Origin of the sequence: Acidisphaera sp. S103 (genome assembly GCF_009765975.1) — a bacterium.
Taxonomy (GTDB): domain Bacteria; phylum Pseudomonadota; class Alphaproteobacteria; order Acetobacterales; family Acetobacteraceae; genus Rhodopila.
In genome coordinates, this window is sequence record NZ_LMUJ01000030.1 from 74912 (window position 1) to 87835 (window position 12924).

13 protein-coding genes are annotated in these 12924 nt (G+C 65.8%); 5 read left to right on the forward strand and 8 right to left on the reverse strand.

Going from position 1 to position 12924, the window contains the following annotated elements; translation table 11 throughout:
- On the forward strand, positions 1-337 hold a 337-nt coding region (locus tag GSQ89_RS04255), incomplete at its 5' end, for a trehalose-6-phosphate synthase (RefSeq protein WP_174254824.1).
- Between the two features lie 91 nt (positions 338-428).
- Positions 429-728 carry a cell envelope biogenesis protein OmpA gene (locus GSQ89_RS04260; RefSeq protein WP_158922365.1) on the forward strand — a complete coding sequence of 100 codons (300 nt, stop codon included), beginning with the start codon at positions 429-431 and terminating at the stop codon, positions 726-728.
- Here the strand turns inward: GSQ89_RS04260 and GSQ89_RS04265 are convergent.
- From GSQ89_RS04265 to msrB, 3 genes are all read right to left on the reverse strand, one after another.
- On the reverse strand, positions 725-1591 hold the full coding sequence (locus GSQ89_RS04265; RefSeq protein WP_158922367.1) for an SMP-30/gluconolactonase/LRE family protein: 867 nt from the start codon (positions 1589-1591) through the stop codon (positions 725-727). The two genes, GSQ89_RS04260 and GSQ89_RS04265, sit on opposite strands and share 4 nt — an antisense overlap.
- Before the next feature lie 122 nt (positions 1592-1713).
- The gene (locus tag GSQ89_RS04270) at positions 1714-2115 is read right to left on the reverse strand and encodes a hypothetical protein (RefSeq protein WP_158922369.1); all 402 of its coding nucleotides are present in this window, start codon (positions 2113-2115) and stop codon (positions 1714-1716) included.
- Positions 2116-2177: 62 nt separating this feature from the next.
- On the reverse strand, positions 2178-2621 hold the full coding sequence (gene msrB / locus GSQ89_RS04275; protein ID WP_158922371.1) for a peptide-methionine (R)-S-oxide reductase MsrB: 444 nt from the start codon (positions 2619-2621) through the stop codon (positions 2178-2180).
- 164 nt (positions 2622-2785) lie between these two features.
- Here msrB and GSQ89_RS04280 point away from each other — a divergent pair, with 164 nt between their 5' ends.
- The 3 genes from GSQ89_RS04280 to GSQ89_RS04290 all read left to right on the forward strand — a co-directional run bounded on the left by GSQ89_RS04280 (position 2786) and on the right by GSQ89_RS04290 (position 5169).
- Positions 2786-3385 (forward strand): PadR family transcriptional regulator, encoded by a 600-nt coding sequence (locus GSQ89_RS04280; protein WP_158922373.1) that lies wholly within the window; start codon positions 2786-2788, stop codon positions 3383-3385.
- Positions 3386-3499: 114 nt separating this feature from the next.
- Positions 3500-4681 carry a fumarylacetoacetate hydrolase family protein gene (locus GSQ89_RS04285; protein WP_158922375.1) on the forward strand — a complete coding sequence of 394 codons (1182 nt, stop codon included), beginning with the start codon at positions 3500-3502 and terminating at the stop codon, positions 4679-4681.
- A gap of 23 nt (positions 4682-4704) precedes the next feature.
- Positions 4705-5169 carry a GNAT family N-acetyltransferase gene (locus tag GSQ89_RS04290; RefSeq protein ID WP_158922377.1) on the forward strand — a complete coding sequence of 155 codons (465 nt, stop codon included), beginning with the start codon at positions 4705-4707 and terminating at the stop codon, positions 5167-5169.
- Positions 5170-5501: 332 nt separating this feature from the next.
- Here the strand turns inward: GSQ89_RS04290 and GSQ89_RS04295 are convergent, their stop codons facing one another.
- The 5 genes from GSQ89_RS04295 to dusB are packed head-to-tail and all read right to left on the reverse strand — an operon-like array spanning position 5502 to position 12878.
- Positions 5502-6899, reverse strand: coding sequence for a sigma-54 dependent transcriptional regulator (locus GSQ89_RS04295; RefSeq protein ID WP_158922379.1), 1398 nt, complete (start codon positions 6897-6899; stop codon positions 5502-5504).
- The gene (locus GSQ89_RS04300; protein ID WP_174254825.1) at positions 6889-9159 is read right to left on the reverse strand and encodes a PAS domain-containing sensor histidine kinase; all 2271 of its coding nucleotides are present in this window, start codon (positions 9157-9159) and stop codon (positions 6889-6891) included. Before GSQ89_RS04300 ends, GSQ89_RS04295 begins: the two co-directional genes overlap by 11 nt.
- 31 nt (positions 9160-9190) lie before the next feature.
- Positions 9191-10648 (reverse strand): nitrogen regulation protein NR(I), encoded by a 1458-nt coding sequence (gene ntrC, locus GSQ89_RS04305; RefSeq protein WP_158922381.1) that lies wholly within the window; start codon positions 10646-10648, stop codon positions 9191-9193.
- Positions 10645-11805, reverse strand: coding sequence for a nitrogen regulation protein NR(II) (locus GSQ89_RS04310; RefSeq protein WP_158922383.1), 1161 nt, complete (start codon positions 11803-11805; stop codon positions 10645-10647). The genes ntrC and GSQ89_RS04310 overlap by 4 nt, the downstream gene beginning before the upstream one ends.
- On the reverse strand, positions 11802-12878 hold the full coding sequence (dusB, locus tag GSQ89_RS04315; RefSeq protein WP_158922385.1) for a tRNA dihydrouridine synthase DusB: 1077 nt from the start codon (positions 12876-12878) through the stop codon (positions 11802-11804). The genes GSQ89_RS04310 and dusB overlap by 4 nt, the downstream gene beginning before the upstream one ends.
- Between the last annotated feature and the right edge of the window lie 46 nt (positions 12879-12924).

Here is a 12924-nt window from a genome sequence, read left to right on the forward strand (position 1 = left end):
GGTGACGCCGCTGCGCGACGGCATGAACCTGGTCGCCAAGGAGTACGTCGCCGCACAAGACCCGGAAAATCCGGGTGTCCTGATCCTGTCCCGCTTCGCCGGCGCCGCCGAGGAACTCACCGAGGCCCTGATCGTCAACCCGTATGATTCCGACGACATCGCCAAGGCCATGCATATCGGCCTGTCGATGGACCTGGAGGAACGCCAGCAGCGCTGGCGGTCGCTCCACGAAAAAGTGACGACCAATACCGCCCAGCGGTTCTGCGCCGTGTTCCTGAAGCATCTGGACCGGGTGGTCGCCCATCCAGAGCATCCAAGGCTGCGCGCGGTGTCCTGATCGTTTCACCGCTTCGTGATGATCCCGCCCCCGCGACGCCATAATTGATTGCCATATCACGACTTTCGTTGCAGGAACGAGGAATTTAGCGATGAAACGGTTTGTTGTGCCATGTGCGTTGGCGATCGGTATGGCGCTTTCGGTCAGCGCCTGCACCGACCCCTATGACCCCGGCCAGCGCGCGGTCGGCGGTGGGCTGCTGGGTGCGGCCGGTGGAGCGGCGATCGGCGGAGCGCTGGGTGGCGGCAGCGGCGCCGTGGCCGGTGCCGTGATCGGCGGAGGTGCCGGCGCCGTCACCGGCGCGGCGACCACGCCGCAACGGCCCCCGCCGCCCGGCTACTACCAGCAGCCGGGCTACGCGCCGCCTCCGCCGCGGTATAATCCGTACTAATCCGCGAACAGGCCAACCGGAGCGCCCACCGCCGGCGCATCGGCACGGAACAGCCCACCCAGCGTCGGGAACGCGGCCAGCACATCGGCCGATTTCCCCTCGCGCAAAGACGTCACGTACAGCGCGCCGTCGGCAAAGCACGGCATGGTCGGGCCGGGCACCGGGAACGCCCATTTCCGCAACAACGCCCCGGTTGGACTGAAGCAGTTAAGGCAACCCGCGGATGGACCGGCAGACCAATAATTGCCGGCGGCGTCGGTGGCGGCACCATCCGGGCGCCCATCCTCGTTCGTCAGCGTCGCCAGGACCCGGCGATGGGTGCGCCCGCCTGTGGCCGGATCGAAATCCCATGCCTCGATAACGCCCGCGGTGGAATCGGAGTGATACATGACGCGTCCATCGGGCGACCAGGCCAGACCATTTGACACCGCGTAGCCGTCCTCCTGCTTTGTGATCCGGCCATCGGCGGTCACCCGATACAGGCCGGCGATCTTCTGCCGCGGTGAGTTCTCATCCATGCCGCCCACCCAGAACGCACCATCCGGCCCGACCTTGCCGTCGTTCAACCGGTTGGTCGGGGGCTCCTGGATTTTCGGCGTCAGGTCGGTCAGGGCGCCCGATCTCGGGTCGAACAGCACCACGTGATGGCGCTGCGCGACAACCAGGCGCCCGGAATGGCACAAGCCAAAACTGCCGACGACCTCGGGAAAGTCCCATGACTCGCGCGCGCCGGTATCCACCGACAGCGCATTGATCCGCTTGCCGTTGATGTCGCAGAATAGCAGGCGCCGGGTGGCCGCGTCCCACACCGGCGATTCCGCCACGCCGCAGCGTGAATCCCAGGCCAATTCGAAATCACTCATATGGCTGCTCCCATCGGCGTCCGTCGCCAGGGTAAGCAGTATCTCACGTCTTCACGGGCCGTTTAAGGGCGGGTGGCCACCAATCCAGCGATTGTCATCGGCCGCCCGCGACAGCGGCGATATTACCGGTCTCGCGGGAACGGTTCGCGTCCCTCGGAATAACCCGGACCATCGAAATGGTCCTGTCCCGTCGCGTACTCAGCCGTGCCGATCGACGCCGCGAGGTCCGGATGCGCCTCGGCATACCAAGCCTCGTCGACCTCGATCCGATAGGGCAGCCGGCCCTCGAAATAGCCGTGATCGACGAAGTGCTCCCGAGCGGACCGGATCCCACCGTGGCTGATGCCGGCCGCGACGTCCGGATAGCGGGTGAGATAGAAGGTCTCGTCCACCTCCACCACCGTCAGGAGGGTGCGGATCATTACCTGAAGGTCTTCGTAGGTCATGTCTACCCGGGTTCTGCCGCGCGTGGACGTCAGGTTCAGCATGCCTTTGATGACTTCGAATGGCGGAAGGTATCTCACCAGGGTCTCCTGCAAGGGTTGCCTAATTGATAGCTGGCAATTCCTGCAGAAGGAACGGTTGTTTATCGATCGTCCGTCGATCCGGGGACGAATGTCATCGCTATGCCATTCATGCAGTAGCGCAAGCCGGTCGGCCGCGGCCCGTCCGGGAACACATGGCCGAGATGGCCGCCGCAGTCGGCGCAATGCACCTCCGTGCGAGTCATGAACAGGCTACGGTCCTCTGTCGTCCCGACCCCGCCGTCCAGCGGCTGCGTGAAGCTCGGCCAGCCGGTGCCGCTCTCGAACTTGGTGCCGGAGGCGAACAGCGCCTTGCCGCAACCGGCGCAAACGAACGTCCCCGGCCGCTTTTCGGCGTTCAACGGACTGGTTCCCGCGCGTTCCGTGCCGTGCTTGCGCAGCACGTGGAACTGCGCGGGATCGAGACGTTGGCGCCATTCCTCGTCATTATGTGCGACGGGAAATGCCTCCGCCGGTGTGTCGTGGCCGCCGAACAGACGCTTCATGTCGATGCCCTCCGCTGATGGTGTCGCCCCCAGCCTATCCCGGGGAGCCGGATCGCGGAACCGGGCATGAGATAGATAAGATATATCTTGACGATAAGATATGTCTTAACTATATCGCATTCACCGGACCACTTCGGTTCGGCTGCAAAGGAAAACCAGACAGAATGCACCATCACACCCACAACGGGCACAACCACGACCGGCATGGCGGGTCGCGCACCGGCACCGGCCACCATTTCGGAGAGCGGCGGTTCGCCCGCGATACCGGCGACCACTTCGGCGGCCGGGACCGTCATCATGGCGGCCGCCGCCGCGTATTCGACCACGGCGACCTGCGCTTCATCCTGCTCAGCATGATCGCGGCCAAACCCGCCCACGGCTACGACCTGATCAAGGCGCTGGAGGACCGGATGGGCGGCGGCTACAGCCCGAGCCCCGGCGTGATCTACCCCACGCTGACCATGCTCGAGGAACAGGGTTTCGCCGGGATCACCGCCGAGGACGGCAAAAAGCTCTACCAGGCCACACCGGAAGGCGAGGCCTTCCTGAAGGCCAACCAAACCGCCCTGGCCGCCATCCAGGCCCGAATCGACGGCATCGCCCGGGAGCGTAACATGGTCCCCGACCCGCGGATCATACGAGCGATCGAGAACCTGAAGATGGCCCTGCGCCTGCGCATCGCCGCCGGCCCGATCCCGGATGAGCGTGTCCAGGCAATCGCCGCCGCGATCGACGCCGCGGCCGGAGAAGCGGAACGGACCTGACCCACGCAGGCGTCGATGGCGGCCGGCATTCGTGCCGGCTGCCAACCCGTAACGCACCAATTCCAGTCAGCCGCAAAACGCTCTACGCTCCCGCCAAACCGAGGAAGCGTCCCCATGAGCCCATTCACGACCCAAGTCCGTGCCGCCCTGCCCGACGACGCCGCCCGCGCCACCTTGGCCGGCCGCGTCTGGCGTCCGGACCTGGCCGGCCCCTCGGTGGTCGTCATTCGCGACGGCAACGCCCTGGATATCTCGAAGCAGTTCCCCACCATGCGGGACCTTTGCGAAACCCAGGATCCCGCCGCCGCCCTGCGCGCTGCCGACGGTGAAACGATCGGCACTGCCGACGCCCTGCTGACCAACACCTCCGTCGAGGCTCGCGATCCCGCCCGCCCCTGGCTGCTCGCGCCGCTCGACCTGCAGGCGATCAAGGCTGCCGGCGTCACGTTCGCCATTTCCATGCTGGAACGCGTGATCGAGGAACGCGCCCGCGGCGACATCAACGCCGCCGGCACGATCCGGCAGGAGGTCACCCGCCTTGTCGGTGACGACCTGGGCAAGCTGAAACCCGGTTCGCCCGAAGCCATGCACCTGAAGCAAGTCCTTATCGAGCAAGGCGCCTGGAGCCAGTATCTGGAAGTCGGCATCGGCGCAGACGCCGAAATATTCACCAAATCGCAACCGATGGCTTCGGTCGGCACCGGAATGGACGCGGGAATCCATCCGAATTCCTCCTGGAACAATCCGGAGCCGGAAGTCGTTCTCGCCGTCTCCTCACAAGGCCGCATCGTGGGCGCCACGCTGGGCAACGACGTCAACCTGCGCGACGTCGAGGGCCGGTCCGCCCTGCTTCTGGGCAAAGCCAAGGACAACAACGCATCCTGCGCCATCGGCCCGTTCCTGCGCTTCTTCGATGGCGGCTTCAGCCTGGACGACATCCGTTCCACCACAGTCACCCTGCGCGTCGAGGGACCGGAGGGCTTCGTGCTGGAAGGATCGTCCTCCATCGCCAAGATCAGCCGCGATCCGGCCGACCTGGTCGCGCAAATGGTCAACACGCATCACCGCTATCCCGACGGCGCGGTGCTGTTCCTGGGCACCATGTTCGCGCCGGTCCAGGACCGCGACACCCCGGGCCAGGGCTTCACCCACAAATACGGCGACATCGTTACCATTGCCGCACCAAAGCTGGGTCGCCTGGTGAACCGGATCATGCCGACCGACCAATGCGAGGCCTGGACCTTCGGCCCCGGCGCGCTGATGCGGAACCTCGCCGGACGGGGTTTACTGACCTGATCCGCCATCGATCGGAATAATCAATGCACAGGATAGAAACGACCCGCGATCGTCCGGACCTGGCACCCATCGTCGCCGCCTGGCTGGTGAAGGAATTCGGCTACCCCGGCGGCCGGACCCCGGAACAGGTGACCGCGCGTATCCTGGCGCCGCCCAACGGTCCTGAAGAGACGTTTGTCCTGCTCGAGCAGGGCAAACCCGTGGGTAGCGCCCGCCTCACCCACGACGATCTGGCGTCGCGTCCCGACCTGACCCCGTGGCTCGCCGGGGTCTTCGTCGATCCTGCGGCGCGAGGCCGCGGCTATGCCACCGCCCTGGTGCGGCAGGTAGAGGCCTTCGCGGCCGCCGCCGCGGTGCCAACCCTATGGCTGTATACCTGGACCGCCGAACAACTCTATGCGCGCCTGGGCTGGCAACGCGTCGGCTTGGAGACGGACAGGGGAAAGGACGTCGTGCTGATGACACGGCGTCTGTCCGGCCGGGACTGACATCGGTCGCGAAATGAATAATCCCCGTCATTCTCCTACCGTCATGGTGGGCGGGGGCCTGCCGTCCGCGTCGGGATCGACACTGGAAAGTCGTGAGTGGTGGGTCTTCGTGCCATGGGCGAAGATAATAACCGCGGCCGTTGATGTTGACACATCGGGCTCGTCTTGGATCAGCGAAGTCCGGGCCATCTGACCCAGCACCTTACTGAGGCGGATGGCCCGGATTTACGCCGGGCCGTAACGAATCGGCTGACGCCGGGCCATGACGAATCAACTGGGGTTGGCATAAGACTTGAAGGACTGGCCAGTTTTTATCTTGGTACCTCGCGCCCCTATCCCCCGACCCGTTCGTCCGAATTCACCCCCAACTGCTTCAGTTTTCGGTGCAGCGCCGACCGCTCCATCCCGACAAACTGTGCTGTCCGGGAAATATTTCCGCCGAACCGCAATAGTTGCGCATGCAAATACTGCGTCTCGAACAAATCTCTGGCCTCCCGCAGCGGCAGCGACATGATATCCGCTGTCGGGTCGATATTCAGCAGCGCCGGCGCCCGCGATCCGATCTCCGGCGGCAGCATGTCCGCTCGTATCGGATCGCCCGCGGCCCCGGGCGCCATGATCAGCAGCCAGTCCATCAGGTTCCGCAACTGCCGCACATTGCCCGGCCAGTCGTACGCCTGCAGCGCCGCCAGCGTATCCGCCGATAGCGCGCGCACCGGAATCCCCGATGTTTCGGCGGAACGAGCGATAAATTGCAGCGCCAGATTGGGTACATCCTCACGCCGCTCCCGCAGCGCTGGTATCTTCACCGGAACGACCGCCAGCCGGTAGTACAAATCCTCGCGGAACCGCCCCGCCGTGATCTCGGCCTGCAGGTCGCGGTTCGTCGTGGACAGGACCCGCACGTCCACGGTGACCCTGGCCGACCCACCCAGCCGCTCGAACGTCTGATTTTGCAGCGCCCGCACGATCTTGCCCTGGGTCTCCAGCGGCATGTCGGACACCTCGTCCAACAGCAACGTTCCGGTATGCGCCCGCTCCAGCACGCCCGCCCGCCGCGGGTGCGTGGCCGAGTCGCTGCCGGCCTCCATCCCGAACAGTTCTTCCTCGAACCGTCCCGGATTCAGCGTCGCGCAGTTCATCACCACGAACGGTCCGGTGGACCGGCGGGAACGCGCATGGATCATCCGCGCGACGACCTCTTTCCCCGACCCGGCCGGCCCCGAGATCATCACCCGCGACCCCGTCGGCGCCACCCGCTCCACCTGGGACCGAAGCTGCCCGATCAGCGCCGACTCGCCGGTCAGCGTCACCTCCGGACCGGCGCGCAGCCGCAGTTCCGCGTTTTCCCGCGCCATCGCCGCGGCTTCCAGCGCGCGCCGCACGATCAGCAACAACCGGTCGGACTGGAACGGTTTCTCGATGAAGTCGTAGGCACCGTGCTGGATCGCACCCACCGCCATCTCGATCGTGCCGTGGCCGGAGATCATCACCACCGGCACATGCGGATCATCCGCGCGCAACGTCTCCAGGATGGCGATGCCATCCATGCGGGAGCCTTGCAACCACACATCCAGCACCACCAGAGACGGCCGCCGCGCCCGAAACGCGGCGATCGCTGCTTCCGCGTCGCCGGCGCCACGGGTTTCATAGCCCTCGTCGCGCAGAATCCCCTCAATCAGCAGCCTGATGTCCGGCTCGTCATCGACGATCAGGATTTCATGCGCCATGCGACACCTGTGTCATCTCACTGCCTGTCGCTACGGGAGCCACGGTCAGGGGCAACACCAGGGAGGCAATCGCCCCGAGCCCGTCCGGCTGGTCATCCAGCGTCAACGTTCCCCCATGGTCTTCCATGATCTTCTTCACGATCGCCAGTCCCAACCCGGTTCCCTTCGGCTTGTGCGTCACATACGGTTCGGTCAATCGCGAACGGTCTTCCTTCGGCAGGCCGACTCCGTCGTCCGCGACGCTCAGCAGCACCCCGTCCGGCAGGTCTCGCACCGTCAGCGCGATATGGCCAGCGCCGTCCCGCATCCCCACCGCATCCGCCGCGTTCTGCAACAAATTCGTCAGTGCCTGACGCATCATGCGCCGGTCGCAGGGCGCTACCGGCCCGCGTTCGGGTATGTCGGTCACCCATTCGATGCCGGGCCATGCGGTCTTTTGCAGGACGAAGGCTTCGCGGGCGATACGGCCGATATCTTCCGGCTTGATCACCGGCTGCGGCATCCGGGCAAATGCCGAGAACTCATCGACCATGCGCCCGATATCGCCGACATGGCGAATGATCGTGTCGGCGCACTGCGCGAACGTGTCGGGATCGGACTGGATTTCCTTGGTGAAGCGCCGCTTCAGCCGCTCCGCCGAAAGCTGAATGGGGGTCAGCGGATTCTTGATCTCGTGCGCGATGCGCCGGGCGACGTCGGCCCAGGCGGCCTTGCGCTGCGCCGATTGCAGTTCGGTGATGTCGTCGAATGTAACGACGAATCCATCTGTCCGTCCGCCCGACAGCTCGGCACCGATACGCACCAGCAGGTGACGCCGGTGATTGACCGGCCCGGTCTGGATTTCCGCTGTCCGAGCCTTGTCCGGGCTGGCCGCGACCTCGGCGAACAATGTGGAAAACTCCGGAACGATCTCGGCCAACAGGTGACCCGTCGCGGCCAGCAGGTCCAGCCCGAGCAGCTCGTCCGCCGTGCGGTTGGGCAGTTCGATGCGCCCGTGGGCATCAAGGCCGATGACACCGGCTGACACCCCTGCCAGCACGGTTTCGGTAAAGCGCCGCCGTTCATCGATTTGGCTATAGGCATCCATCAACTCGGTGCGCTGAGCCGCGAGTTGTCCCGTCATGCGGTTGAACGCCCGGGACAGGCCGGCCAGTTCATCGCCTGTCGCCGCTTCCTGCACGCGGACGTTAAGGTCGCCGCTGCGCACCCGGTCGGTGGCACTGATCAGCATGCCCACCGGGCGGGCGATCTGATTGGCGATGACCAGGCCGATCAGTCCGGCCGCGAGCAGAACCAGCAGGGCAACGATGGCGAAGATCCAGGCAAAGGCGATCTGCAGCCAGGACCGGTTTTCATCCATCCGGTGATATTCAGCCACCGCCTGTTCGGTCCGCTTCATATACCCCAGGATGCTCGGATCGATCGGCCGGCCGATCATCAGCATCAGCGGCGGAGTCGATTCCAGACGCACCACCGCCCGCACCCGCGTCCCGTCCCCCGCGTTCAGGATCACAACATCGCCGTTCAGCGCCTGCTGCGTCGCCGAGGTCGGCGGTGCCTCCACCCCCATGCCGACGAACATGCCCGCGGCGGCCAGCACCTGGCCTGTGGACGGTTCGTAAATGACCGCCTCGGTCAGTCCGCGCAGTGTGGTCTGGGTGTCCAGCACCTCGGCGAACACCGTGGGATCGGCCGACATGAACCGCCCGGCACGCGCCAGGTCGTTCGCCATTTCCAGCGCCACCGCGCGGATATTGTCGCGATGTTCATCCAGGTAGCCGCGCGCGACCTGCAGCGATCCTTCCAGCGACGTGCGCACCGGATCGTTGAACCAGGATTGGATGCCGAAATGGAAGAACGCCACCGCGAAACAGGCGACCAGGATGGTGGGCAGGACGGCGACGCCGCTGAACAGGAACACAAGCCGGACATGCAGCCGAGACCCGGCCGACCCGCGCCGCCGCTCCACCCAAACCCGGGTCAGCCTGGCCCCCAGCACCGCCCCCAGCATCAGCAGCACCGACAGGTTCGCCAGGATCAGGCCGAAGCCGACACCCGGCTTCCAGCCCAGCGGCGATCCCCGCGCCAGGATGATGAACGTGGCCAGCCCGACCATCAGCGCCAGCGTGGTCAGTGCCAGCGTGACGCCCTTGCCCAGCATGATGTCGGCGAACTGGCCCGCCCGCGACGATCTGGGTTCGGAGATGATGTCGCGCGGCACCGCGGGCCGCAGGCTGCTTCTTGGTGTCAAGACGTTCATGTCGTCTGCCATGGGCGACCCCACGCGATCATCACATCAGTCCGCGCACGACCGGGATTTCCAGATCCCGTATTTTCTTCCGCAACGTGTTGCGGTTCAGGCCCAGCATCGAGGCGGCCTTGATCTGGTTGCCACGCGTGGCGGCCAGGGTCAGCCGGATCAGCGGCCGCTCCACCTCCGCGATGATCTTGTCGTACACGTCGGTGACACCCATGCCGTCGTTGTGTGCAGCCAGGAACTCCTTGATGTGGCGCTCCACCGCGCTTGACAAGGTTTCCGGGCCGCCACCGGGCAAAGCCGGCGCCGCCGGCCCGGGCATGGGCAACGGATCGGCCAGTTCCGTCTCGATCACCTCGGCGTTGATCACCTCTTCGGGACACAGCGCGGCCAGCCGCCGCATCAGGTTTTCCAGCTCGCGCACGTTGCCCGGCCAGCCATGCTGCTTCAGCCGGTCCACCGCGCTCTGGTCGAGGCTCTTGGACGGCAGCCCGTCTTCCCGAGCGCGCTCCAGGAAATGCCTGGCCAGCAGCGCGATGTCTTCCACACGCTCCCGCAGGGGCGGCAGGCGTATCGGCACGACGTTCAGCCGATAGAACAAATCTTCCCGGAACTGCCCCTGCCGGATGGCGGTGCGCAGGTCGCGGTGGGTGGCGGCGATGATGCGGACGTTGGCCTTGATCGGTTGCCGCCCGCCGACGCTGGTGAACTCGCCTTCCTGCAGCACCCGCAGCAGCCTTGTCTGCGCCTCCGGCGGCATGTCGCCGATCTCATCAAGGAACAGCGTGCCGCCATTGGCTTGCTCGAATCGGCCCTGGGAGCGGTTGGTGGCGCCAGTGAACGCCCCGCGCTCATGCCCGAACAGCTCGCTTTCGATCAGTTCGCGCGGAATGGCGGCCATGTTGATGGCGACGAACGAGCCGGCCCGGCGTTTCCCGTAATCGTGCAGCGCGCGTGCCACCAGTTCCTTGCCGGTACCGGATTCGCCGTTGATCATCACCGTCAGGTCGGCAGTCGTCAGGCGCGCGATGGTGCGGTAGATCTCCTGCATCGCCGGGCTGCGGCCGATCAGGGGCAGCCGTTCGTCGGTGTCTTTCGCCTCCGGCGGGCTGAACGTCGGTTCGGCCGGCGTCGCCAGGGCACGTGCCACCACCGACAGCAGTTCGCGCAGGTCGAACGGCTTCGGCAGATATTCGAACGCCCCGCGCTGGGTTGCCTTTACCGCGGTCATCAGCGTGGACTGCGCGCTCATGACCACGATGCGCAGTTCCGGGCGGATGCGTTTGATGCGGGGGATCAGGTCCAGGCCATTTTCATCCGGCATCACCACGTCGGTGATCACCAGGTCGCCTTCCCCGTCCTCCACCCAGCGCCACAGCGTCGCGGCATTGCCGGTGCTGCGCACCTGGTAGCCGGATCGACCCAGCGCCTGCGTCAGGACGGTGCGGATGGATCGGTCGTCGTCGGCGATAAGAACGGTGGGCAGGGTCATTGATCCGCGTCTCTTTCCGTGACGACAGGCAGATGCAGCCGGAATTCGGTGCGGCCAGGGCGGCTGTCGACCTCGATCAGCCCGCCGTGGTCGCCGATGATCTTGGCGACCAGCGACAATCCCAGCCCGCTGCCGGTGCTTTTCGAGGTGACGAACGGTTCGAACAGATGCGGCCTGATGTCCTCGGGGATGCCGGGCCCGTTGTCGCGCACCGCGACGAACAGCGGCAGGTCCAGCCGTTCGCTGCTGCCCGGAATCGCCACCCGCATGCCATGCTGGAAGCCGGTGGACAGAATGATCTCGGGGTGGTGGACGCCGTCCTGCGTGACCGCCTCGGCCGCGTTCTTCACCAGGTTCAGCACCACCTGCACAAGCTGGTCACGATTGGCCCAGACCGGCGGCAGCGACGGATCGTACATCTCCTGGAAGCGGATATGTGCGGCGAACCCTGACTGCGCCAGCTTGCGGACGTGTTCCAGCACACGGTGGATGTTGATCGCGGTCCTGGCGATCGGCTTTTCGCCGAACGCCTCCATCCGGTCCACGAGGTCGCGGATGCGATCGGCCTCATCACGGATCAGTTCGGCCAGTTCGCGGTCGGCCGGGCCGACGCTGCTTTCCAGCAACTGTGCCGCGCCCCGGATGCCCGACAGCGGGTTCTTCACCTCATGCGCCAGGATCGCCGCCATGCCGCTGACGCTGCGGGCGGCGCCACGAAACGCCAGTTGCCGGTCCAGCGCCCGCGCCGCCGAGGCATCCTGCATCACCAGCAGCACCGAACCGGGTTCCTCCGGCAGCGGCGATCCCTGCACGGTGATCCCGCGCTTGTGCAGCCGCGGGCTTTCCAGGTTCAGGTCGTGGTCGGAGATGGTCGCCTCGGTGTCGCGCACCTGCTCGATCATGCGGAACAGCGGATTGTCCAACGGCAACAGGTCCTCCAGCCGAAGCTGCGCGAGACCGGCCGCGGAGATACCAAGGAACTGTTCCGCCGCATTGTTGACGTGGCGAAACCGGTTCTCCATGTCGAGCACCATCACCGGCACCGGCATCGCGCCCAGGATGGCGGCCGCATCGGGTGGCTTGGGGGTCAGATCGCCTGCCCCCCTTGTACCGCGTCCCGTCAGCAGGCGGGACGCCCGCGCGACGACCGCGCTCATGCGGCTTCTTCGGAGAAGGCCGCCGTATCGGCCTCCATGGTCCGGGTCACGCCGCGGGCGATCAGCGGATCATAGAACCGGTCGATCAGTTCCAGTACCGAATCGGCATCGCCCATCCGGTTCATCGTCGACCGAAACTCCGCCGATCCGGGCAGGCCGCGCGAATACCAGGACAGATGCTTGCGTGCGAGGCGCACCCCGGGGCCGACCCCGAACTGCCCGAGCATCGCGTGGTAATGGGCCAGCATGATGGATTTCTGGCGTTCCAGCGACGGTTCAGGAAACCGTTGGCCGGTGCGCAGGTAATGCGCCGCCTGCGCCAGGAACCACGGCCGGCCGTAACAGCCGCGCCCGATCATCACCCCGTCGGCACCGGACTGGCGCAGCGCGTCGGCGGCATCGTCCTCGGTCAGGATGTCGCCGTTGACGATGATCGGTATATCGACCGCATCTTTCACCTGCCGCACGAACGCCCAGTCGGCGGTGCCGGTATAGAATTGCTGCCGTGTGCGGCCGTGGATGGTGACCATGCGGATGCCCGAGTCCTGGGCGATCCGCGCAAGCCGCGGCGCGTTCAGGCTGGCGTGATCCCAGCCCATGCGCATTTTCAGCGTCACCGGAACCGGGACCGCCTTGACCGTCGCCTCCAGGATGGCCGCCGCCGCGACTTCATCGCGCATCAGCGCCGACCCGGCGGCCTGGCCGACGGCGACCTTCTTCACCGGACAGCCGAAATTGATGTCGATCAGATGCGCGCCCTTGTCGACGGCCAACCGCGCGGCCTCGGCCATCGCCACCGGATCGCAGCCGGCGAGTTGCACCGCCGAGACGCCGCCGCAGCCGTCGATCTCCGCCATTCCCAGGGTTTTCTGGTTCTCCCGGATCATGGCCCAGGAGGCGATCATCTCCGACACCACCATGCCGGCACCCAATTGCTTGGCGGTGCGGCGAAACGGCAGGTCGGTGACGCCTGACATCGGCGCCAGGATGACCGGCGTCTCGATTCGAATGCCCCCTCCCAGATCGATTGATCCGAGGGCAGTGGGTGTGATGTGTGAACGACAGTTGCCCATGATTTGGGCAACTTACAGACACATCCGTCAGCGCGCAATCTTTCAT